Annotated in this window: 17 protein-coding genes and 1 pseudogene; 2 read left to right on the top strand and 16 right to left on the bottom strand. The window is 71.8% G+C overall.

The window, feature by feature from the left end:
- Positions 1-83: 83 nt before the first annotated feature.
- From OHB04_RS26110 to OHB04_RS26090, 5 genes are all read right to left on the bottom strand, one after another.
- Positions 84-893: a S16 family serine protease gene (locus OHB04_RS26110; RefSeq protein ID WP_326808434.1), complete on the bottom strand. Its 810-nt coding sequence runs from the start codon at positions 891-893 to the stop codon at positions 84-86.
- 104 nt (positions 894-997) lie between these two features.
- Positions 998-1,678, bottom strand: coding sequence for an IclR family transcriptional regulator (locus OHB04_RS26105; protein ID WP_326690082.1), 681 nt, complete (start codon positions 1,676-1,678; stop codon positions 998-1,000).
- A gap of 358 nt (positions 1,679-2,036) precedes the next feature.
- Positions 2,037-3,836, bottom strand: a complete 1,800-nt coding sequence (locus tag OHB04_RS26100) for a DEAD/DEAH box helicase (RefSeq protein WP_326808433.1) — start codon at positions 3,834-3,836, stop codon at positions 2,037-2,039.
- Between the two features lie 102 nt (positions 3,837-3,938).
- Positions 3,939-4,508, bottom strand: coding sequence for a hypothetical protein (locus OHB04_RS26095; protein ID WP_326808432.1), 570 nt, complete (start codon positions 4,506-4,508; stop codon positions 3,939-3,941).
- A 408-nt stretch (positions 4,509-4,916) separates the two neighbouring features.
- Entirely contained in the window at positions 4,917-5,339 is a 423-nt protein-coding gene (locus tag OHB04_RS26090) for a hypothetical protein (protein WP_326690079.1), read from the bottom strand.
- 1,026 nt (positions 5,340-6,365) lie between these two features.
- Here OHB04_RS26090 and OHB04_RS26085 point away from each other — a divergent pair.
- A complete protein-coding gene (locus OHB04_RS26085) occupies positions 6,366-6,695 on the top strand; it encodes a DUF397 domain-containing protein (RefSeq protein WP_326690078.1) in 330 nt (109 codons plus the stop codon).
- Between the two features lie 34 nt (positions 6,696-6,729).
- Here the strand turns inward: OHB04_RS26085 and OHB04_RS26080 are convergent, their stop codons facing one another.
- The 10 genes and pseudogenes from OHB04_RS26080 to OHB04_RS26035 form a co-directional block, all read right to left on the bottom strand.
- Positions 6,730-7,260 carry an SMI1/KNR4 family protein gene (locus OHB04_RS26080; RefSeq protein WP_326690077.1) on the bottom strand — a complete coding sequence of 177 codons (531 nt, stop codon included), beginning with the start codon at positions 7,258-7,260 and terminating at the stop codon, positions 6,730-6,732.
- Positions 7,261-7,472: 212 nt separating this feature from the next.
- Complete coding sequence (locus tag OHB04_RS26075; RefSeq protein WP_326690076.1) at positions 7,473-8,588, bottom strand: YeiH family protein; 1,116 nt, start codon at positions 8,586-8,588, stop codon at positions 7,473-7,475.
- Complete coding sequence (locus OHB04_RS26070) at positions 8,588-9,172, bottom strand: cysteine dioxygenase family protein (protein ID WP_326690075.1); 585 nt, start codon at positions 9,170-9,172, stop codon at positions 8,588-8,590. The genes OHB04_RS26075 and OHB04_RS26070 overlap by 1 nt, the downstream gene beginning before the upstream one ends.
- 261 nt (positions 9,173-9,433) lie before the next feature.
- Positions 9,434-10,339, bottom strand: a complete 906-nt coding sequence (locus tag OHB04_RS26065) for a LysR family transcriptional regulator (protein ID WP_326690074.1) — start codon at positions 10,337-10,339, stop codon at positions 9,434-9,436.
- Positions 10,340-10,398: 59 nt separating this feature from the next.
- Positions 10,399-11,937 (bottom strand): MFS transporter, encoded by a 1,539-nt coding sequence (locus OHB04_RS26060; RefSeq protein ID WP_326808431.1) that lies wholly within the window; start codon positions 11,935-11,937, stop codon positions 10,399-10,401.
- 148 nt (positions 11,938-12,085) lie between these two features.
- A complete protein-coding gene (locus tag OHB04_RS26055) occupies positions 12,086-13,903 on the bottom strand; it encodes a serine/threonine-protein kinase (RefSeq protein ID WP_326808430.1) in 1,818 nt (605 codons plus the stop codon).
- A gap of 185 nt (positions 13,904-14,088) precedes the next feature.
- Positions 14,089-14,607 (bottom strand): NUDIX domain-containing protein, encoded by a 519-nt coding sequence (locus tag OHB04_RS26050; RefSeq protein WP_326690071.1) that lies wholly within the window; start codon positions 14,605-14,607, stop codon positions 14,089-14,091.
- A gap of 59 nt (positions 14,608-14,666) precedes the next feature.
- A complete protein-coding gene (locus tag OHB04_RS26045; protein ID WP_326690070.1) occupies positions 14,667-15,359 on the bottom strand; it encodes an HAD family hydrolase in 693 nt (230 codons plus the stop codon).
- Positions 15,360-15,588: 229 nt separating this feature from the next.
- Positions 15,589-16,692: pseudogene (locus tag OHB04_RS26040) on the bottom strand (N-acetylmuramoyl-L-alanine amidase); the annotation flags it as partial.
- Positions 16,693-17,239: 547 nt separating this feature from the next.
- Complete coding sequence (locus OHB04_RS26035; RefSeq protein ID WP_326690069.1) at positions 17,240-18,718, bottom strand: FG-GAP and VCBS repeat-containing protein; 1,479 nt, start codon at positions 18,716-18,718, stop codon at positions 17,240-17,242.
- Positions 18,719-18,901: 183 nt separating this feature from the next.
- On the opposite strand from OHB04_RS26035, the gene OHB04_RS26030 reads away from it, so the two are divergent.
- Positions 18,902-19,798, top strand: a complete 897-nt coding sequence (locus OHB04_RS26030; RefSeq protein WP_326690068.1) for an alpha/beta fold hydrolase — start codon at positions 18,902-18,904, stop codon at positions 19,796-19,798.
- Between the two features lie 80 nt (positions 19,799-19,878).
- Here the strand turns inward: OHB04_RS26030 and OHB04_RS26025 are convergent, their stop codons facing one another.
- Positions 19,879-22,242, bottom strand: a complete 2,364-nt coding sequence (locus tag OHB04_RS26025; RefSeq protein ID WP_326690067.1) for a xanthine dehydrogenase family protein molybdopterin-binding subunit — start codon at positions 22,240-22,242, stop codon at positions 19,879-19,881.
- Positions 22,243-22,303 lie beyond the last annotated feature (61 nt).

The raw sequence follows: 22,303 nt of genomic DNA, 5'->3' as shown, positions 1-22,303 counted from the left end.
CGCACAGCACAGCCAGGGGCAACCCCTGCTCAGCACCAGGAAAGAGGGCAACACAAGGATCTGCCGGACACACCGTAGAGGCGTCAGCAGCTGGGGAGTTCGCCGCCGGTGCGGACCCGCTTCAGCACGTCCAGCGTGCCCTTGAGCGTGCTGACGGGCACCAGCCGCAGCCCCGCGGGCCGCTCCGTGCTCGCCTCGGCGCACTGGGACTTGGGCACCAGGAAAATCCGGGCCCCGTCGCGCCGCGCCGCCTGGGTCTTGAGGGGCACGCCGCCCACCGCGCCGACCTTGCCCTTGGCGTCGATGGTGCCGGTGCCGGCGATGGTGTGCCCGCCGGTGAGCCCGCCCTTGCCGGTGCCGTCGCCGTCGAGCTTGTCGATGATGCCGAGCGCGAAGAAGAGCCCGGCGCTGGGCCCGCCCACATCGCCCAGGCGCAGGGAGACGTCCACATCCTTCGGCGACCTGTGCAGCTGGCGCAGCGCGACGGTGACCGCCGTGTCCTGGGAGTCCTTCATCTCCTTGGCGATGTGCTTCTCCGCCTGACGGGTGTCGCCCCCGCCGGGGTAGACGGCCTCCCGGGGCATCACGGCGCGGTCCTCGCGGAACCAGGCCCGCGCCACATCGCCAACCCGCACCGTCGCCTCCGGCTTGGTCGCCGCGATCGTCACCGACAGCAGCTTGCCGTCGTCCTTGCCGCGCGGCTTCGCGCCCTTGACCGAGATCACCGGCTTGCCCCCCGTGGCCCCCAGCACGTCGGCCGTCTCGCCCGGCTGCGCCAGGGAGTACGGCAGCGGTGCGAACAGCGTCAGCGCGAACAGCAGCACCACGGGCAGCGCGCAGAGCGCGAGCGTGCGGCGGCGCGCGGACAGGCGGGGGCGAGAGGAGTCGGACACCCCGGCAATCTATCCACTGGCCCGTCGGGCGGACGAATCCCCTGCCCGCCAAGAGATCCGCCGCCCCGTACGAGCCGTACGTCCCGTCCGTCCCGCCGCTCAGGTCAGCGCAGCGCCTCGGCGACCTCGTTCGCCGCGCGCATCACGCGGTGGCCGACGCGTTCGGGCACCGACTCCGACAGCATCACCACGCCGACGCTGCCCTCGATTCCGCCCACCCCCAGCACGGGTGCCGCCGCACCGCTGGCTCCGGCCTCCAGCTCGCCGTGGGTGAGCACGAACCCGGGCCCGCTCTCCTCCTCGGGGCCGCTCTCCTGGCCCGGCTCCCGCCCCCGGCCCGCCCCGCGGCCGGCGAGTATCGCCCGGCCCGCCGCGCCCCGGTCCAGCGGATGCCGGAAGCCCGTGCGGTAGGCGACGTGGTAGTCGGTCCAGCTCGGCTCGACCACCGCGACGGCCAGCGCCTCGGTGCCGTCCACGAGCGTGAGGTGCGCCGTGGCCCCCACGTCCTCGGCCAGCGCGCGCAGTGCGGGCAGCGCGGCCTCCCGCACCAGCGGGTGGACCTGCCGTCCCAGGCGCAGCACCCCGAGCCCCACCCGCGCCCGGCCGCCCAGGTCGCGGCGCACGAGCGAGTGCTGCTCCAAGGTGGCCAGCAGCCGGTAGACCACAGTGCGGTTCACGCCGAGTTTGTTGGACAGCTCTGTGACGGTCAGCCCGTGATCGGTGTCGGCCAGTAATTTGAGGACTCGCAGTCCACGATCGAGCGTCTGAGAGGTCTCCGCGGTCACGACGCCCCCCTCCCTCGGGTGAGTGACGGCAGCCGCGGACGCGGGAGCGGTGGGGGTCGCCTCCCTGGGCCCGGGCCCGGGTCGGAACCCCGAGCTCAGCGCTGGAGGCCGCCGGTCGCGGTGGCACTGGCAAAAGCTGGGGCATTGCGTGCTAACGAGGAACCGGCTCCGCCCGGGACGAGGAACGCCGCGGGGCGAGTGTGACGGGAAACTTAGCGAGCGGCACCGCTGACCGGAAGAGCTTGTCCAGAATCCGGTCGCCGGACGCCCCTTGTCAGCCGAAACATCCCGGAAACAGTTGCCTGTCCGGCGGATCGGTGACTGTTGCGGCGTCGCGGCGAGCGGCCACACCGGCAGCTCACTTCATGCGCGTGGCCCACTCGCGGACCTTGGCGATCCGCGCCTCGATCTGCCCCGCCGTCGCCTCCGCGCTCGGCGGCCCCCCGCACACCCGGCGCAGCTCGGTGTGGACCACACCGTGCGGCTTGCCGCTCTGGTGGACATAGGCGCCGACCAGGGTGTTGAGCTGCTTGCGCTTCTCCAGCAGCTCCTTGTGCGTGATGACCGGACGCCGGTCGGCCGGCACCTCCAGCAGGTCGGCCTCGTCGTCGGGCTTCTTCCTGCTGTGCGAGATCTGCCGGGCCTGCCGCTTCTGGAGCAGCATCTGCACCTGGTCGGGCTCCAGCAGCCCGGGGATGCCGAGGTAGTCCTGCTCCTCCTCGCTTCCCGGGTGCGCCTGCATGCCGAACTCGGCGCCGTCGTACATCACCCGGTCGAAGACGGCGTCCGACTCCAGCGCCTCGAAGGGGAGTTGGTCCTGATCCCCCGTGTCCTCGTCCTTCTCCTGCTCCGCCTCCTTGAGGAGATCCGCCTCTTCGGCGTACGGATCGTCCTCGTCGCCCTTCTTGGGCTTGTCGAGGACGTGGTCGCGCTCGACCTCCATCTCGTTGGCGAAGGTCAGCAGCGTGGGGATCGTCGGCACGAAGACCGAGGCGGTCTCGCCGCGCCGCCGGGAGCGGACGAAGCGGCCGACGGCCTGGGCGAAGAACAGCGGCGTGGAGACGGTCGTCGCGTACACGCCGACCGCGAGGCGCGGCACGTCCACGCCCTCCGACACCATGCGCACCGCGACCATCCAGCGATCCTCGCTGTGGCGGAAGTCCTCGATGCGCTGCGAGGCGCCGGTGTCGTCGGAGAGGACGACGGTGGGGCCGCTGCCGGTGATCTCGCGCAGCAGCTTGGCGTAGGCGCGGGCCGAGTCCTGGTCGGCGGCGATGACGAGGCCGCCCGCGTCGGGTACGGCCTTGCGCACCTCGGCCAGCCTGCGGTCGGCGGCGCGCAGCACGGCGGGCATCCACTCGCCGCGCGGGTCCAGCGCGGTGCGCCACGCCTGGGAGATCGCGTCCTTGGTCATCGGCTCGCCGAGCCGCGCCTCGATCTCGTCGCCCGCCTTGGTGCGCCAGCGCATGTTGCCGCTGTAGGAGAGGAATATGACGGGCCGCACGACGCCGTTGGCGAGCGCGTCGCCGTACCCGTAGGTGTAGTCGGCGACCGAGCGCCGGATGCCCTCGCGGTCCTCCGCGTACTCCACGAACGGGATCGGGTTGGTGTCCGAGCGGAACGGCGTACCCGTCAGCGCCAGCCGCCGGGTCGCGGGCTCGAACGCCTCCTGGCACGCCTCGCCCCACGAGCGGCTGTCCCCGGCGTGGTGGATCTCGTCCAGGATGACCAGGGTCTTGCGCTGCTCGACGCGGTTGCGGTGCAGCATCGGGCGGACGCCGACGCCCGCGTACGTGATCGCGATGCCGTGGTATTCCTTGCTGAGCGGGCCCGCGCTGTAGTCCGGGTCCAGCTTGATCCCCACCCGCGCCGCCGCCTCGGCCCACTGCTTCTTCAGATGCTCGGTGGGCGCGACGACGGTGATCTGCTGCACGACGTGGTGGTGCAGCAGCCAGCTCGCGAGCGTCAGCGCGAACGTCGTCTTTCCCGCGCCCGGCGTCGCGACGGCGAGGAAGTCACGCGGCTGCTTCTCCAGGTACGCGTCCATCGCCGCCTGCTGCCAGGCCCGCAGCTTGCTGGCCGTACCCCAGGGGGCGCGGCCAGGGAAGGCGGGGGACAGGTGGGTGTTGTTGCTGGGGGTGGTGGGGGTGGTAGTCACGGTCTCCGGTACGCGGGTCGGGTACTGCCCTGGTCGGGCACAGCCGCCGCAACCTTACCGGGGGCGGGAGCGGGGCCGACGGCCAGCGCCGTCAGCCCGTCCTCACTGGGGCTTGGCGCGGCCGAACTGGTCCGGCTTGTCGTTGTCCCAGTTGAGAGAGATCTTCTGACCCCCTTCGGTGATCACTGCCTGGCCGTTGCTGGGTTCGCCCTTGCACGTGGTGGCGATCCGCAGGCTGGAACTTATCGTCCCGGAACAGCTCTTGCCGGAGGGGGAGACCGTGATGGTGAAACTGGTGCCGCTGACGGAAAGGGCGAGGGTCTTCCCGTTGAGGCGGTACGGGTAGTACCAGTTCCCCTGGGCGCTCGCCGCCCCGGCACCGCTCCCGCCGGTGGACGAGGAGCCGCCCGGCGTGGTGCCGGGCTTGCTCGCGCGCCCGCCGCCGGAGTTGCCTCCGCTCGTACCGCTGGTGCCGGGGGACTTGGCGGCCCTGGTGGGCTTGGGCTTCGGGGGCGCGGAAGGACTGGCGGACTTGCTGGGGCTGTGACTGGGCGACGGGTCCTTCGCCTTGTCCTTGTCCTTGGCGTGGCTGTCCTGCGCGGACTTCTCCGGCGCCTTGGAAGCCTTGACGTCGTCGTCGCCGCAGCCGGTCAGCGTGAGTGCGAGCACCACGGAGGCACCGACGACAAGTGAAGCGTTTTTCCGCACGAGAAATCCCGTCATGACTGGTGGATCCCGACAGCACCGCGGGAAAAGCGGACGCAAGGAGGTCGCGCGGCATCCGGCGACCTTCAACTTTCGTGCGCGTGCGGCACGTTCTTGAACACTCGGAGCCTGCCATAACCAGGTACGCCGATTCCAATGGAGGCCCGAAATACTCTCCGGATCATTTCGACTGAACTCCCGATGAGAAACAAGGAATCAGAAAAGGACGAAATGGGCGCATGCGCACGGCCTGAAATGGGCGCATGCACACGGTCGCAGGTCCGTCACGTGACCGGCAGCACTCCGCCGTACGACGCCGCCGCGCTGACGGTCCAGGACCGGGAGCCCAGCGCGGCGGAAAGGGGCCGCGCTGGTTCAGTCCGTGGGCGCTACGTTCCGGTGAACAGCCCATTGGCGCGCGGCCTGAGCCCTGTCCCCGACCCGGATCGCCTCGGGGGACCTGTCTGCCCGCCATTGGTACATGCGCAAGGCAGCGAGGGCGAACGCGTCGATTGCCGCAGAATCCGCAGTCGCCCAACCCTGGCACTCAGCAGCCCATGCCTCGGCCCGCGCCACCGAGTGGCCGGCGGCCACCAGTTGCACGACGAGACAGGCGGGGTCGATGAAGGCCGCGCCGCGTGTCGGCCAGGCCCAGTCAACCGCCCACGCACGCCCCTCTCCGATGATCACGTTGCTCGGGGCGATGTCGGTATGCAGCAGTGTGTTCCCACGGAACACTTCGGACTCGCCATCGCGGGCGAATCGGTTCCATCGCGTCTCCGGCCAGTCGCGCGCCACGGGAGGCAGTGGAAGTTCCCAGAGCTGGTCGAGTACGCCCAGGACTGAGGACAGGTCCGGTGAACCAGGTGTGAAGTCCGACGACCGTGCCTGAACGGCCTCGAATCCGAGGACGAGCCATGTTCGAACTCGGTGTTCTGCCGGGTTGACCGCTCTTCGCTGAGTGCTGTCACAGTGATTCCTTCCCGAGGTTGACGCGAGTGGACCCGCCCAGGCCATCTCGACCTGTCCATGAATCGGGGAACGACCAGGGCGGGGGTGAATCCGCCTCTGCGGCGATAACGCAAGTCCGGGAAAGCCGGTCAGCATGCCGGAGAGGCGGGAGTGAAACGGGAGTAGGGACCCTCCGAGGTGAAGTACTCCCAGACCATGTAAGCCAGTTCGGCAATACCTCCCTCACAGGAATGAAGGGGGCATGCATCCCGTTGGAGGCCGCCGGCCCGATGCAGACGGCCGGGGTGCCGTCGCGGCGGCAGCAGGGCACACGTCCCGGTCACCCAAGCCTCCTCGGCAGCCATTTGGGGGACGGGGGTTTGCCGTCGACTTGTCGGACACGGAGATCCGCACGATGTCTGACCCGAGGCGGACGATGCCGACTCGGATCATTCGACTTCCGCTGTGCTGGACCGCGTTGCCGACCAGTTCGGAGACGACCAGACCGGAGCACTCTCCTCAACCCGCCAAGGCTCAGTGCGTGGACCAGGCCTGACGGCGCGGCATCACGAGGACGCAGGGATGAACGTAGACCGCCGCGGTTCCAAGTCCCAAGGCGATTGCGCGAGTTTGCAGCAAGTCGATTGACCGCCTCGAACGTCGCCTCGGCCATCGTTATGTCGCGCAAACCTGCGCAAGGAGCGGACGGGAGAGCAGCCATGAAGCCACGGCTCCTTGGTAAGAACTCCACCCCAGGAGACAGCCCCACCGTGTACGCCACCGACCAGGACAGCTACGTCATCCAAGGCTGGAAGGTCTTCGCCAACGACCTGTTCATGCAGGTCGACGTACCAGGGCAACCTGATCTTCAATGTGCTGCTCGCCGAGCAGGCTCTCTACACCAACTTCGGCGGACCGGAAGTGATGAAAGGCCAGCTCGACCGCCTCATGACCGCGATGCGGCTCCCGAGGCTGAGCCTGGGCCCCATCCCGAGATCTGCTCGACTCGCCATCTGGCCCGGCAACTCATTCTCCATGTTCGACGACAAGTTCGTGCTCGTCGAAACCTACTCGGCGGAGTTCTCCGTCACCCAGCCACGCGAGATCGAGCTTTACACCAAGGACCGGGCAGGCGGCACCCTGGCCTTCCCGCCGACCGCCTGGTCGGATTTCGTTGACTTCAGCAAGCGGCAGCGCGTGTGAAAACGACTGACACAAGAGGTGCCGGGAACGGCTCCTACAGGTACCCCGGCCCGCCGTCGGTCACGAACCGCGTCAGGGATTTCTCCAGCCGCTCCAGAAACTGCCGCAGGTCACCAGCCACCTTGTCGAGCTCGGGTTCGTCCAGCGTCGCTGTCCGCGTCCGGTGAACCGCCCCGTCGGGGCCCGTGACGTAACACAGTCCGCCACCGTCTGAGCCGATGACCAAGCCGCCAGTCGCCTGGCCTGCGCCGATGCCGACAGTGCCGTATTCCTTGAGCCGGAGGAGGACCTCACGTACCGGCTCGACGAAGTAGCCGTTGCCGACGTCTTCCCAGGTGACGTCACCGACGCTGTCGTAGAAAGTGAGCAGGTCAGCGGGGACGCGCTCCACTTGGGCCAGAGCACGAGCCGCCACCTGGTCGCCGTGGTCGGCCGACCTGACCCGATTGGTGCCCGGGGGAAACCCGTGCCGACGCTCGAACTCGTCTGTCATCGCCGTCAGTACGCCTGAGACCCTGCTCATCCACGAGGCCAGCCAGGCAGACGACAGCGAACGGTCACTCATGAGACCGGATCATGGCATGCGCCGCAGACATCCAGGGGAAGACCACCGGTCTTGCTTCCGTGGGCTTGCTGGTCAGCACCAGGTCCCCCAGCGGCCGGCGCTACTACGACGATCACGTCCAGCGGGTGGCGCTGATTCAGATCGGTGACCGCGGTACGGCGCCCGAAAGTGGCGATGCCGTCACGCCGTCACGTCGTCACGCCGTCACGCCGTCACGTCGTCAGCAGTACCCCGCCGTACGACGCCGCCGCGATGACGATCCAGGAGCACAGGCCCAGTGCGGCGACCCGGCCGCCCGTTCTCGCCAGGGACGGCAGGTGGACGGCGCTGCCCAGGCCGAACAGCGCGGCGGCGAGCAGCACTTCCTGCACCCAGGCCGCACCGTCCAGCGCGGTGCCGGGCAGTCGGCCGGTCGTGCGCAGGGCGACCATCGCCAGGAAGCCGAGGACGAACAGCGGCACCAGCGGGGGTCGCTTCTGGCCGGGGACGGCGTCCGCGCTTCCCCGGCGGCGTACGGCCACCACCATCGCCGCGACCAGCGGCGCGAGCGCCATCACGCGGACCAGCTTCACCAGCACGGCCTGTCCGAGCGCGTCGGGCCCCGCGGTCTGCGCGGTGGCCACGACCTGGCCCACGTCGTGGACACCGGCGCCGACCCAGCGCCCGAACTGCCCGTCGTCCAGCCCCAGCGGCTGGTGCAGCAGGGGCAAGGCGGCGATGGCGAGCGTGCCGCACAAGGTGACGAGGGCGACGGAGGTGGCGACGTCCCGCTCCTCGCTGCCGCGTACATCGCTGACGGCGCCGATCGCGGAGGCCCCGCAGATCGAGTAGCCGGTGGCGATGAGGACGGGCTGGTCGCCGCTGAGGCCGAGCTTGCGGCCCAGCCATACGGTGCCGAAGAACGTCGCGGTGACGACGCCCGCCACCATCGCGACCGTCGCCCAGCCGAGCCCGAGCACGTCGCTCAGGCCGAGCTTGAGGCCGAGCAGGACGATGCCGAGCCGCATCAGCCGCTTCCCGGCGAGCGTCAGCCCGGGGCGTGCCAGGCCGTGCACCAGGCCCCGGATTCCGGGCAGATGGGCCGCGGCGATGCCCAGGACGACGGCGGCCGTCAGCATCGGCACGGCGGGCACCAGCAGATGCACGGCCGAGGCCGCGACGACGCCGAGCGCCGCCAGCGCCAGCCCCGGCAGCCTGCTGGGTCTGCGCGCGGACGTGCCGACGGGCCCGTTCGCGCTACCGCGCCCGCCGCCGGGCCCCGTGCCGGGCGCCGTGGCCCGGGAGGACGTGGCCCGGGAGGACCGGACACGCTCCCCCAGCAGCGCCATCAGGCGTCGGCGGGAAGGTCGTAGACCCGGCGGACGCTGCTGCCGAGCCGTGAGATGTCGGCGCCGTACAGGTGCAGCGAGACGGCGACGGTGTCGTCGTAGCAGCCGTTCCACACCCGGTGGATGTCGCCGGGCGGCGCGAAACCGCATACCGAGCCGGCCGGGTTGACCACGTCCTCGGTGGCGACGAGCCGCGCGCTCCCGCCGGCGGCCTCGGCGGGCAGCAGCCGGTAGCGGCGCTCGTGCTCCTCGCCCTGGTGGACGCCGGTCACACACCAGGAGACGTGGTCGTGGATCGAGGTGCCCTGACCCGGCAGCCAGACCAGCGCCACGACGGAGAAGCTGCCGTCGCTCTCGGCGTGGAGCAGGTGCTGGCGGTAGCACTCGGGGTCGGGCTCGCGCTGGGCGGGGGTGAGCAGCCCCTCGGCGCCCAGGTGCGGCGCGAGCTTCTCGCCCACCAGGTAGGCGGTCACATCCGGGGGCAGCCCCCGGCCGACGGCCTCGCGTACGTCCTCGACGAGGGTGCGCAGGCGCCCCGTCGTGGGCGCCGTGGGGGCGGGTGAGGTCTCGGTCGTCGCAGCCATACCGGCAGCGTGGCGCCGGTCACATATCACGTCCAACGACGGTTTGTTGGGCTGACTGCGCCCCGTGCTTATGGATTGCGTGTGCCAGGGCGTCCCTGCACCCGGGCGCCCGGAAGGGGCGCGGGGAACTGCGCGCCCAGCCCAAGACCCACCCGCACCCTGCACAACACAGCCAGGGGCAGCCCCCGCTCAGCACACCAGGAAGCAGGGCAACAGAAAGATCCGCCGGACACGCCGAAGGCGGCCGGCCGCGTGCCGCCTTCAGCAGCCGATCCGGCGCTCGGCCACCGCGCGCAGCGCGTCCAGCACCAGCGCGGTCGCGGGTATCTCCAGGTGCTCGCGCAGGACGTACGCGGACACCTGGCGCCGGGAGGCGGGGTCCAGAGCGCGGCCCGTGACCTTCTGGTGGACGAGGAAGGAGAGCACGAGGCCCGGCATCATCGCGATGCCCAGCCCCTCGGCGACCAGGCTCTGCACCACGAGGTTGTCGTCGGTGGTGAAGACGATGTCGGGCGCGAAGCCGAGTTCGGCGCACTCGTGCAGGAAGTTGGCGCGGCAGCGCAGACAGCCCGCGATCCAGCGCTCGTCGGCCAGTTCGCCCAGTTTGACGGCGCGGCGCCGGGCCATCGGATGCCCGGTCGGCAGCAGCACGGTGAGCTGGTCCTCCAGCAGCGGGAACTCCACCAGCTCGGGCGGCACCTGTTCGTGCAGCCCTGGATAGGTGAAGGCGAGTGTGATGTCGCACTCCCCGCGCACCACCTTGCGCAGCGACTCGGGCGGCTCGCCCTCCTGGAGCTCGACCCGCACGCCCGGATGCCCGGCCGCGAGCCGGGCGAGGGCCTCGGGCACGAGGGTGGCGCCGGCGCTGGGAAAGGCGCAGACGCTGACCTTCCCCGCCCGCAGCCTGGTGAGCGAGGCCATCTGCTGCTGGGCCGTGCTGATGCTGTCGAGGATCACTTCCGAGTGCCGGGCCAGTGTCTCGCCCGCCTCGGTCAGCCGCATCTGCCGCCCGACGCGCACGAACAGGGGCGAGCCCACGGACCGTTCGAGTGCCTTCATCTGCTGGGTGATCGCCGGCTGGGTGTAGCCGAGGGCCCGCGCGGCGGCGGAGTACGAGCCTGCGCGCACCACTTCGTGAAAGGTCTTGATGTGCCGCGAGTCGAACATCCCCGAACCATAAGCAGATTTTGGCTCCTCACGACATGCCCCCTCCCCCAGCTTTTGGATCACCCTCCCGGCGGTGCCGAACGCAGGCGCCCCGCGACCCCCACCCCCATGAGAGCGACGACAGCGGACACCGCGTAGACAGCGACGAACGCGCCCGGCCGGGCGCCGTCCACGGCGGCCCCATGAGCGCCCTCCTCCACGCTCACCGACCCCCCGCCGAGCGCGGCGAACAGCGCACCGGTCACGGCGAGCAGCAGCACGTTGGACAGCCCGTCGCACAGCTGGAGCGCGGCGGAGTTGCGGCCCGCCTCCTCGGGCGCCGACAGCCGCAGCATCAGCACGCTCAGCGAGGAGATGACCAGGCCCATCCCGAGGCAGCCGCCGGCCATGGCGAGGGCCAGCGTCCACACCGGAACGGAGTGGACCAGCACCAGCGGCGAATAGGCGATGGCGAAGGTGACCAGCACCATGCCGGTGCGCACCAGCCGCTCCCGGTGCGGCTCCAGGCCGGGCCGCGACTGCGCGAAGGAGCCCAGCGCCCAGAAGGCACCCCCCGCCGCGAGCGTGAGCCCCGCCATGGTGACCGACAGCCCGCGCTGGGTCACCAGCATCAGCGGGACGAAGCTCTCCGCGACGATGAACGCCCCGGCCGCCATGCCGCGCAGCAGGATCACGGCGGGCAGCCCGCGCGCGGCACGCGCGGTGCCGCGCGGCAGCAGCGTCCGTACGGACGGCACGAGCAGCGCCATCCCGAGCGCGGCGGGCAGCAGGGCGATCCAGCGCAGATCCTGGCCGGCGTACTGGAGCAGCCCGGCGCCCAGCGCCACGACGACGGCGAGCCGGATGCGTCGGCCGTCACCGGGCCCCGGCGCGGCGCCCTCGGGCGGCCCGGATGCCTTGCGCCGCAGCGGCGGCAGCATCACCACGAGCGGCAGGAGGACGAGCACGGGTATGCCGAGGAAGACCCAGCGCCAGCCCAGGTGCTGGGTGACGGTCCCGGACAGGAGCGGACCGATGACGGAGGGCACGACCCAGGAGGCGGCGAACGCGGCCATGACGGTGGGGCGCAGCCGTTCGGGGAAGGCCCGGCTGACGGTGACGTACAGCGCGACGATCACCAGCCCGCCGCCGACGCCCTGCACGGCCCGGCCCAGTACGAAGATCCACATCGTCACGGCGGTGCCGGACAGCACGAGCCCGGCCGCGAACCCCACGATGCCGGTCGCCAGCGGCGGCAGCGGACCGCGCCGGTCGCACCACTGGCCCGAGCCGACCATGCCGACGATGGCGGTGGTGAAGAACGCGGAGAAGGCGTACGCGTACAGGGAGATGCCGTTCAGCTCGTCGGCGGCGACGGGCATGGCCGTCCCCACGGCCGTCGCCTCGAAGGCGATCATCAGCACGACGGAGACGATGCCGAGCGTCAGCGCCCGGTAGGGGCGGCTCAGCACCGACTCCGTGGGCGGTGCGGTCGGTGTGACCTCCGATGCGGGAGGGCTGCCCGTTACAGACGTGACACCCGGGCCGGGTGGTGCGCCCGGCACCGGTACGGCCTCCACCCGGGCGTCCCCCGGGACCCTCTCCTCGTTCGCTGCCATGCCCCCAAGGTAAGAGGCACAACTCGCCTTTGGCTCCTACCCGGGGGCGGGGTATTCCTCCGCCGCTGGACCTAGGTCGTGTCTTCGAAGTCCCGTCTGCCCGGCGGGACTTCGACGACACTCCCCAGGGGCGTTCTTTGAGAAGGGCCTAGCCCACCTTGCGCGTGGCGCACAGGGTGACGGAGGAGAGTTCGACGCGCTGGGAGGTGAGGGCGCAGCCCGTCGGCGTGCCGGAGCCGAGGTCCGTGCCGGTGCTGGTGCCTGAACTGGTGCCGGTGCCTGTGCTGGTGCGGGACGGGCCGTAGAGCCTGCTGCTCACCTTGTAGGTGGCCGCCGCCGACCAGCAGGGGACCTCGACCCACTCGTGCCAGGGCTTGTCGTCCTTCTTCCAGGAGCCGTAGTGCAGACAGTCGCCGACGTCCGCCTTCTCGGCGGGGGAGTTCAGATACTGGCTGAGGTCGCCGGAGAATTCCGCGTTCTCGGTGTAGAGCAGCAGCCCCAGGATCAGGGCCCCCACCACGAGCACGGCGCAGCCGCCCCCGGAGGACGAACTGTCGGCTCCGGCGGGTTTGCCGGCAGGCGTGCTGCTGCCGGACGCCTTGGACGGCGGTGGCTTCGGCACGGCCGCGGACTGTTTGACGCCTGGCTGCTTCCCCTGCGCCTGCGGCTTGGGCCGGGCCGGCTTCGCCTGCGCCGGCCGCTTCGCCCGCGTCCGCTGCTGCTCCTTCCTCTCCTTCGCCTTGTCCGCGCGCTCCAGTACCGGCTTGCCGCCCAGGCGGCGGGCCACCAGGCGGAGGGTGACGCCCGCCTCCATGCGGAAGGTCCGGGGGGCCGACTCGTCGCCCTTGATACGCGTCCGGACGGTGTGCACGCCCGGTGGGGCGCGGAAGCTGCCGGTCGTCTCGGGGGCCACCTTGCCGCGGTCCTGACCGGCGATGAACACGCGGACAGGCACCGACGCCTTGTTGCGGACCTTGACGACGGCAGTGGTGACGACTGTCGGGGGCGGGGAGTGGACGGAGGTCAACAGCCGGGTCCCGTTGGGGGTTACGCGGCGCTCGCCGCCCTCCTCCGCCGTCTCCTCGCCGTCCGCGGCCTCGCCGCCGGGGCCCGCGGTGTCCGCGGTGTCCGCCGGGAGCAGCGCTCTGGCACCCGCCACCGTCGGGCGGGCCTTCGGGTCCTTGGCCAGCAGGGCCGTGATCAGCGGGGCCAGCGCGCCCGCGCGGCGCAGTGGCGGCGGGTCCTCGTACGCGGCGGCGTGCAGCGAGGCCGCCGAGGTGTCCCGGGCGAAGGGGGAGGTGCCCTCCACCGTCTCGAACAGCGTCGCGCCGAGCGCGAAGAGGTCGCTGGCCGCGGTCGCCCCTCGGCCCTGGACACGCTCGGGTGCGAGGTAGGGCGCCGAGCCGAGGACGGCGCCCGCCGCGGTCGCGGCCCCGGCCGCGCCCTTCTCCGTGCCCGAGGCCGCGATGCCGAAGTCCGTGAGGAGGACGCGCTTGTCGTCGGTCACCATGACGTTGGCCGGTTTCACGTCGCGGTGCACGATGTTCTGCCGGTGCGCGGCCTCCAGCGCGTCCAGCAGCGCCACAGCGAGCCGCCGGGCCGCGCGCGGCGGCAGCGGGCCGCGGGCCAGCCGCTCGTGCAGGGTGCCGCCGGTGACGAGCTGCATCACGATCCACGGCCGCCCGTCCACCACCACCACGTCGTGCACCGTGACGACGTGCGGGTGATCCCGCAGCCGGACCGCGCTCAGCGCCTCGAACTCCGCCCGCCGCAGCCGCTCTTCGCGCTCCCCGGGCGGCAGCCCGGACGGCAGCCACAGCTCCTTGAGCGCCACATGGGTGTCCAGCCGCGCGTCGTGCGCCTTCCAGACACGGCCCATGCCGCCCTCGCCGAGGACCCGCACCAATCGCCAGCGGCCCTCGATCACGTCACCCGGCTGCGCGCCGTCCTGCGTCCTGTCCCCCACGGCGCCCCCGTCTCCGCTTGCCGTCCAGGCCGTCCTGCCCCACCGTCCATCGGCATTTCGTGGCAGGGCCGTCACCGACAGCGATCCTGCCCGAGGGGTTGGGCGGGGGCAAGAGGTGCCTGGGGCCGACCAGTTGGGCCCCGGACCCGCCCCTGGGCTGCCCGTCTCTCTCTTCCGAGCCGCGCCTAGCGTCCCGCCCAGCGTCCGCGCGCGGGGAGCAGGGCGAGCGTCTCCGCGAGCTGCGAATGCGGGGGTTCGGGCAGCTCGTCCGGGGTGAACCAGCCGAGCGCGTCGAACTTGTGAGGCTCGCCGATGGCGACCCGGCCGGGGTCGACCTCGACGGCGAAGACCACCGCGACCCAGTGGGAGACGGGGGTGCCGCGCAGGATGTTGCGGACGCCGAGGGTCTCGATGGTGCGGGCCTCGGTGGCGTACTCCTCGCGGACCTCCCGCCGCACCGCTTCCTCGAACGTCTCTCCGTGTTCGAGGGCACCGGCCCCGGTGTCCCAGCTCCCCGGCTCGTCCCGCGCACCGGCGCTGCGGCGGGCCAGCAGGATCCGCCCCGCGCCGTCGTGGCAGACGAACACGCAGGAGACGGTGGGTGCCGTCAGCGCCCGGTCCCGGGGACGTTCGGACGGCGCGGTGCCGGGACTGGTGCTGGTGGTGTTGGTGCTGCTGCTGGTGCTGGTGCTGGTGCTGTTCATGTGTTGCTCTCCTCGGCGCTGTTCACGTGCTGCTCTCCTCCGCCGCCCTCCGGGAGGGGTCAGAAGTGGTCCAGCAGCTCGCGGAAGGTCCGCAGCCGCAGCACCCGCTCGTCGTCGGGGTCGAGTTCGCCGTGCTCCAGGGCCCAGGTGTGGGGGTGGGGAACGAAGACGGCGTTCATTCCCGCGCGCCGGGCCGGAAGGATGTCCGACTTCGGCGAGTTGCCGATCATCCAACAGGTGACGGGCGTGAGCGCGTGGGTCTGGAGGAAGGCGCGGTAGGTCTCCTCGTCCTTCTCCCGGACGATGCCGATCGCCCGGAAACGGGACGCGAGCCCGGAGGCGTCGACCTTGCGCCGCTGCTCGTCCGGATCCCCCTTGGTGAGCATCAGCAGCTCGTGGCGCTCGCCGAGCGCCGCGAGGGTCTCGGCGACTCCGGGGATCAGCTCCACCTGATGGTCGATGAGCAGCGCCGCCAATTCCCTTATCGCGTCGCTCTCTTCAGCCGTGGCGGGCCGGTCGCGCAGCCGCTCGACGCAGTCGGCGAGGCTGCGCAACAGCATCTGGGTGCCGTAGCCGTGGGCGGCGGCGTTGGCTCTCTGGATGTCGTCGAGGACGGCGCGCAGTTGGAGCTTGTCGAGGGTGGGATGCTCCAGCCAGTCCAGGAAGTCGGCTATCACCCGCTCGAAGAGCACGTTGTTCTCCCACAGCGTGTCGTCCGCGTCGAAGACGAGCACCTGACCATTGCGCCGCAACCTGGACCTCCCGAACTCCCGTACGGACAGCCTCGGACTGTAACCACTCCGGGCGCCCTTCCACCAAGGCTTTTCCGGCAGGGCTTTCCGGCGATCGGGCAGCTCACCGTCCACCGCGCTCCCGGGAACGGCGACGCGGCCCGGCGGACGGACCGGCGCACTCGCCGTCCGTCCCCCGGGCCGCGCTCTCGCGGTTCTGCGCCGCCGACCCGTTCCGGACCGGACCTCAGCCCTTGACGAGCTTCATGTACTTGTCCCAGTTCCAGTGCTTGCCGGGGTCGGTGTGGTCGTTTCCGGGGGCCTCGCTGTGACCGATGATGTGCTTGCGGTCCACCGGGATGCCGTGCTTCTTGGCCAGGTGCCGGGTCAGCTTGGCCGACGAGCGGTACATGGAGTCGGTGAACCAGGACGCGTCGTCGACGAAGCCCTCGTGCTCGATGCCCAGCGAGGAGGCATTGGCGCTGCGCGCGTGGTACGCGGTGTTCCCGTCGCGCACCATCTGGGTGACCTGGCCGTCCTTGGAGCGCACCACGTAGTGGGAGCTGACCTGCGCGTCGGGGTTCTGGAACCAGCTGATGGTGCCGGCGTAGGAGCCCTGGGTCACATGGATGATGATCTTGTTGAGCTTCGCGCTCCGGCCGGAGGCGTAGTTGTTGCCGTGGGCGGCGGCCCACTTCGCGTCGGGGTAGTCCGGGCTCTGCACCCGGGGCCCGGACTTCGCGACCTTCGCCTTGTCGGGGGCGACGTGCCGCGCGGGCACCGAGACGCGCTCGCCGCCGGGGGCCCGACCGCGTACGCCCTTCGCGAGGAAGGAGTAGACGGAGTCGGCGTACAGCCGCGCCGTCGATCCCTTGGCGCCGCTGTAGCGCGCGACGGCCGGGTACCAGGCGTCGATGTCTCTGCGCTCGGCCGCGTCCATGCCGAGCTGGTCGGCGTAGGCGCGCAGCACGGCGGCGCCGCCGTGGATGTTGGCGTCCGTGTTCTTGCGCAGCCGCGCCACCGGCTCACCTGTGAGCTTCGCCGCCTTCTCCAGCGTGTGCTGTGCGGGGTTGCTGACCAGGTGCATCACTCCGTACCCGTTCGCCTGGCTGGGCTTGCCGCCGTGGCCGTCGAAGTGGGTCTCGCTGTAGCCGAGGGAGGCCAGCACGTCGCGCGGGACGCCGAATTCCTTGGCCGCGGAGGCGAAGGAATCGTTCATCGTGGGGTCGGAATCGGGCGGTCCGGCCGTCGCCGAGGTACCGGTGACGAGGAGGGCACCTGATGCGAGCACGGCCAGCGCCGCCGCCACGGCGGGTACCCGGCCGGTCTTCCACTTGCTGGTGACTGAGGACATGGCTGCTCCCGAGGGTGGTGGGGGGACAGGCCGACGAGTGCACACCGACGGCCGATGGGGTGGAGCTGGGCGCCACGAGCCCGGCCAGACTAGCGATGTGGTTGGGGCATGACAATGATATCTACGCGCGTCCGAACCCTCAGTTGATAACTGACGCCACATCAACACCAGTCGCGCCAGGGGGCTTTCGGCCCCGAGGGGGCCTCGAACCCCAGGTCGACACCTCGCGAACCACCCGCCGAAACCCCAACTGCCCGCCCGGAAAAACCCCTTGGCCACCGGCCCACCCCCACCCGTTCACCAAGCACCGGATCACCCACCGCCGCTCCCCGGCCCCCGGCCCCCGGCCCGCGCCCACGCCCGCACCCGCACCCGCACCCGCACCCGCACCCGCACCCGCAACGAGCGTGCCCCCGCCCGCCCCGGTTCGGGGGCGGGCGGGGGCACGAGGTTTCCCGCGGTGCTACGGCGGGTCAGCGGATGCCGCCCGTGGCGGGTTCGGCCGATGCCGCCCTCGGAAGGATCAGCGGGCCGCCCACGCAGAGATTCAGCGGGCGAAGGAGGTGCCCAGAGCGGCGTTGCCCTCCGGGCCGCCGAGCGTCTTGGGGCCGTAGGAGACGACGCCCTTGCTCGTCAGGCCGCTCGTGGTGCCGCGCAGGACCCACACGGAACCCGCGTCCTTCGCCGCGGCACCCGCGCCGTCCTCGCCGTCCGCGCCGATCGCGAGGTCGTCGTGGCCGTCGTTGTCGGTGTCGCCGAGGGAGACCGCCGAGCCGAAGCGGTCCTCGGCCTCGACGGCACCGGGCACGCCCTCCGAGCCCTGGTCCCAGTTCTTGGCACCGGCGCCGGTCAGACCGTCCTTGCCGCCCAGGAGCTGGACGACGGCGCCCGCGTCCTTGCCCGCCGCGCCGCTGCCGATGTCCTCGTAGGGCGCGCCCACGGCGATGTCGGCGTAGCCGTCGCCGTTGACGTCACCGGCGGCGAGGGACTTGCCGAACTCGTCACCCTCCTCGTTGGCACCGGGTACGCCCGCGCTGTTCTGGGTGAGCGTGGAGGTCTTGGTGCCGGGCCCGTCGGCAGTGCCGTAGAGGACCTTCAGGGTGCCGTGGTCGTAGGGCAGGTTCTCCACCACGCCGCCGGGGACGGTACGGAGGACGATGTCGCCGAAGCCGTCCTTGTTGACGTCGGCGATCACGCCGGTTTCCGCGTCGTCGATGGCCTTGGGCTTGCTGACCAGTCCGTCCTTGGAGCCCTTGAAGAAGGCGCTCTTCTCGGACATCTCCTCGAAGGAGTGGGTGGTGACCAGGTCGTCGATGCCGTCGCCGGTCACGTCGCCCGCGATCACCTTGTCCGGCCCGAAGTCGTGGCCGGGCTCGACCTTGCCGGTCTTGGCGGGCTTGCCGTCGCGGCCGAAGCCGCCGTACAGCAGGTCCACGCCGCTGTCGTTGCCGTCGACGGCCAGGTCGGCCTTGCCGTCACCATTGAAGTCGCCCGCGGCCAGGGTGCGCACCGAGTCGACGCCGGGCACCTCGGCGCCGCCGTCGTCGGCAGCGGCGGCCTTCAGGGTCTGCCCCTTGGCGCCCCACAGGATGAGGACCTTGCCGTCGTCCGTGAGGGCGAGGTCGGTGGTGCCGTCGCCGTCGAAGTCGCGGGCCGCGCTCTGCTCGCCGAAGCGGCCGTTGACCGACGCGTCGCCGGGCACGCCCGCGGTGTTGGCGCTGAAGAGCTGGCGGTGGGTGGTGCTGGCGCCCTTGGCGGAGCCGTAGGAGACGGTGACGTAGCCGGCCTCCTCCTTCCCTCCGACGGTCGCCTTGGGCGCTGAGCTGACGGTGTCGGCGTAGCCGTCACCGTTGAAGTCGGCCTTGGGCGCCTTGGCAGCCTTCGCCGCGGGTGCGGCGGTCTTCCCCTCGTGCTGCACGGCGCCCGCCTGTGCCACGGCGGCGAACGTGGTGCCCGCCACCAGCGCCGACACGCCTATTGCGCGTGCGACGGTGCGGATGGCTGACGCGTTGGTCCGTTGACGCACTTGTCCTCCTGCTGGTCGACGCGCGGGAATCCGGCAGCGCGTGACGGGGGGTCGGCCCGTCCGGCGGAACCCGGAGCGCGCGATGGGCGTACGTCTACTGCTCTCTGCACGTACGACACAACAGACACACGAGAACCACCATTGGTTGCACACCAACCTGATCCCTGGCGGCAAACTGCACCTATGCCGCACTTCACCTCATACGACGGGGCACAGCTCGCCTACCGCGTCCGGGACGCCGACACCGCCGATACCGCCGGTTCCGGGGCCCACCGCACATCCGGCAAACCGCCTCTGGTCTGCCTGGCGGGCGGCCCGGCGCGCGAGGCCGCCTATCTGGGAGACCTGGGCGGGCTCGGCGCCTACCGGACGCTGGTGATCCCCGACGCGCGCGGCACCGGAGACTCGCCGCCCGCCGACGATCTGGGCGCCTACGTCTTCACCCGGCACGCCGAGGACCTCGAGGCGCTGCGCGCGCACCTGGGCCTGGACCGCTTCGCGCTCCTCGCGCACGACGCGGCGGCGGCCACCGCGCAGGCGTACGCGGCCCGCTACGCCGACCGCCTCAGCCACCTCGTGCTGCTCAACCCCGGCTCCCGCCTCCAGGGCCAACTCCCCGACGACGCACGGCAGATCTTCGAGTCACGCGCCGCGGACGAGGACTGGTGGGAGGACGCCTACGTCGCCGTCCAGCTCCTCACCCACGCCACCGATCTGGCAGAGATCCGCGGGCTCCTGCTGCGCGCGGCACCGATGGCGTACGGGCGCTGGGAGCTCCCGCAGCAGGAGCACGCTGCGGACGAGGGCGAACAGCTCAACCCGGTGCCGCGCGCCGCGTTCTGGCAGGGCGTGGGCGAGGACGAGCGGCTCGCGCTGCTGGGCAGGCTGCGCACGGTGCGCACCCCCGTGCTGGTCGTCACGGGCGACCTGGACGCCATCACCGGCATGAAGTCGGGCGAGGTGGTGGCGGCCTGCTTCCCGCACGCGCGGCTGCGCCCTCTGCACGGCGTGGGCCACTACCCGTGGATCGACGAGCCGGAGATGCTGCGCCCGCTCGTGGAGGACTTCCTGAGCGAGTGAGCCCGGCCGGTGCTCCTGCCTCCCGCCGGGCCCTGTCCGATGTGGTCGCGCGCCGCGGCGGCGGAAAGATCCCGCAGGACCTATTGCGCCGCGCCCACCGCCGCCTGGGGGCGGATGGGGAGACGGTTGACGGGGCGGCCGGTGGCGGCTCTCACCGCTGCCGCCACTGCCGACGGGGTGGTGACGACCGGGGCCGACGAGGCGGCCTTGGCGCCGAACGGGGCCACCACGTCGCGCTCTTCGATCAGCTCCACGATGCGGATGTCCGGGGTGTCCAGCGCGGTCGGCAGCGCGTAGGCCGTCAGGTCCGGGTGGCGCACCACGCCCTTGGCGACCCGCAGGTGCTCCGTGAGCGCCGTGCCGATGCCCTGGGTGACGCCCGCCTCCAGGCGGGCCCGCAGCTGCCGGGGGTTGAGGACGCGGCCCACGTCCTGCGCGAGGGCGACCTCGACCACGCGGACGGAGCCCAGCTCGATGTCGACGTCCACCACCGCGCGTACGGCGGCGAAGGCGAGGCCGACGAAGGCGTCGCCCTGGCCCGACTCGTCCAGCGGCTCGGTCGGATGCGGGCGGCACTGCGCCGTCGCCCACAGCTCCTTGCCCTCCAGCGCCTCCACGACGGTGGTGGACAGCACCCCGTCGTACGAGGTGATCTTGCCGTCCGCGATGGACAGCAGCTCCGTGGACATCCCGAACTTCGCCGCCAGCGGCTGGAGCAGCTGGGTGCGCACCATCTTCGCCGCGCGCTCGACCGCGCCGCCCGACACCCAGGTGTGCCGGCCGCGCCCGCTCGCGCCGGAGGGCGGCTGGTCGGTGTCGACGGAGGCGATGTGCACCTCGTCGATACCGAGGGTCTCCTGCACGATCTGCCGGGCAAGCGTGTCGAAGCCCTGGCCGGCCTCGACCGCCGCGCACATCACCGTGGCGACGGGCCCGCTGACCTTGACGGTGGCCGTGGACACCTCGTCGGTGCCCTCGGCACCGAGCATGTGCACCATGCCGAGCGCGTAGCCGACCCCGCGCCGCACCGCGGCCGGGTCGCCCGCGCCCTCCGGTCCGCCGGGCAGCAGCCAGTCGGACTCGGGCGCGTCCTTGGGCAGCGCGGGCAGCGGCGCCTCGCGTACGGCGCTGAGGAGTTCGGCAACCGGCGCCGGGCAGGTGACGGTCTGGCCCGTCGGCAGCAGGTCGCCGGTCGCCAGCACGTTGCGCATCCGCACCTCGGCCGGGTCGAGGCCGAGCCGCTCGGCGAGCTTGTCCATCTGGCCCTCGTACGCGGCGCACACCTGCATCGCGCCCTCGCCGCGCACATGGCCCGAGGGCGGGTTGTTGGTGCGCACCACCCAGCCGTCGATCACCGCGTGCGGCACGACGTACGGCCCGGCGGCGAACGAGACGGCGGCGGCCAGCGCGTCGTAGGAGGTGTCGGCGTAGGCGCCGCCGTCCAGCAGGATCTGTGCCTCGACCTTCACCAGCGTGCCCTCGCCGTCCGCGTGGTGGCGGTAGCGCAGCAGGGTGGGGTGGCGGTGGGCGTGGCCGAGGAAGGACTCCTCGCGGGTCAGCGCGATCTTGACCGGGCAGCCGGTGCGCATCGCGAGCAGCCCCAACGGGACCTGGAGCGCGGCGTCCTCGCGGTCGCCCATGGCCCCTGGCACCCCGGTCACCACGATCTTGACCTGCTCGGGCGGCAGCCCGAAGCAGGCCGCGGCCAGGTCGCGGTCGGTGTGCGGGTCGGTGGAGGCGGTGTAGATCTCCACGCCCCCGTCCGGGCGGGGTACGGCGAGCGCGGCCTCGGCGCCGATCGGCGCGGGGTCCTGGCGGCCGACCCGGTACAGGCCCTCGACGACGACCTCGCCGGTGGCGTCCGGGTCGCCGTAGCGCAGCGGGATGTGGCGCAGCAGGTTGCCGTCGGGGTGCAGCGGCTCGGACTCGAAGGACTTCTCCGGGTCGCTGACCGGCTCCAGCACCTCGTACTCGACGGCGATGGCGGCGGCGGCAAGCCGCGCGGTGTCCGGATGGTCGGCGGCGACGGCCGCGATCGGCTCGCCGAAGTAGCGCACCTCATCGCGCGCGAAGGCGGGCTGGTCGGCGACCTTCCGGCCGTGCGACGAGTCCCCGGGCACGTCCTCGTGCGTCACGACGGCGTGCACGCCCGGCATGGCGGCGGCCTGTTCGGTGTCGATGGACACGATCCGGGCGCGCGGGTACGAGGAGCGGTGCACCGCGGCCCACAACAGCCCCTCGGCCCACAGGTCGGCCGCGTAGGGGAAGGTGCCCTGCGCCTTGGCGTAGACGTCGGTGGGCATGACAGAGGCTCCGAGCCCGTGCGGCTCGGGCGCGCTCCGCGAACCCGGGGGCAGCGGGGCGCCTCCGGCGGGGGTCGCCGAGGCGGCGCCGGAGCCCGTGCCGGGGCCGGCGCCGGGGTGGCCGTCAGCCGTCTCCGTCATACCGCCGCCTTTCTGTGCTGGTGCCCGCCGCCCTTTCGGACGCGCGCGGTGGCGCGGTCAC

Origin of the sequence: Streptomyces sp. NBC_01775 (assembly GCF_035917675.1) — a bacterium.
Classification (GTDB): Bacteria; Actinomycetota; Actinomycetes; order Streptomycetales; family Streptomycetaceae; genus Streptomyces.
Note: the sequence above shows the minus strand (reverse complement) of the source record. Positions and strands in the feature narration are given on the sequence as shown.

What these genes read in the sequence shown, in the direction of transcription:
- OHB04_RS26050 (WP_326690071.1), bottom strand. Translation starts at nt 14,607, where the DNA reads ATGAACAGCACCAGCACCAGCACCAGCAGCAGCACCAACACCACCAGC.
- OHB04_RS26060 (WP_326808431.1), bottom strand. Translation starts at nt 11,937, where the DNA reads ATGGCAGCGAACGAGGAGAGGGTCCCGGGGGACGCCCGGGTGGAGGCC.
- OHB04_RS26070 (WP_326690075.1), bottom strand. Translation starts at nt 9,172, where the DNA reads ATGGCTGCGACGACCGAGACCTCACCCGCCCCCACGGCGCCCACGACG.
- OHB04_RS26025 (WP_326690067.1), bottom strand. Translation starts at nt 22,242, where the DNA reads ATGACGGAGACGGCTGACGGCCACCCCGGCGCCGGCCCCGGCACGGGC.
- OHB04_RS26030 (WP_326690068.1), top strand. Translation starts at nt 18,902, where the DNA reads ATGCCGCACTTCACCTCATACGACGGGGCACAGCTCGCCTACCGCGTC.
- OHB04_RS26075 (WP_326690076.1), bottom strand. Translation starts at nt 8,588, where the DNA reads ATGGCGCTGCTGGGGGAGCGTGTCCGGTCCTCCCGGGCCACGTCCTCC.
- OHB04_RS26065 (WP_326690074.1), bottom strand. Translation starts at nt 10,339, where the DNA reads ATGTTCGACTCGCGGCACATCAAGACCTTTCACGAAGTGGTGCGCGCA.
- OHB04_RS26080 (WP_326690077.1), bottom strand. Translation starts at nt 7,260, where the DNA reads ATGAGTGACCGTTCGCTGTCGTCTGCCTGGCTGGCCTCGTGGATGAGC.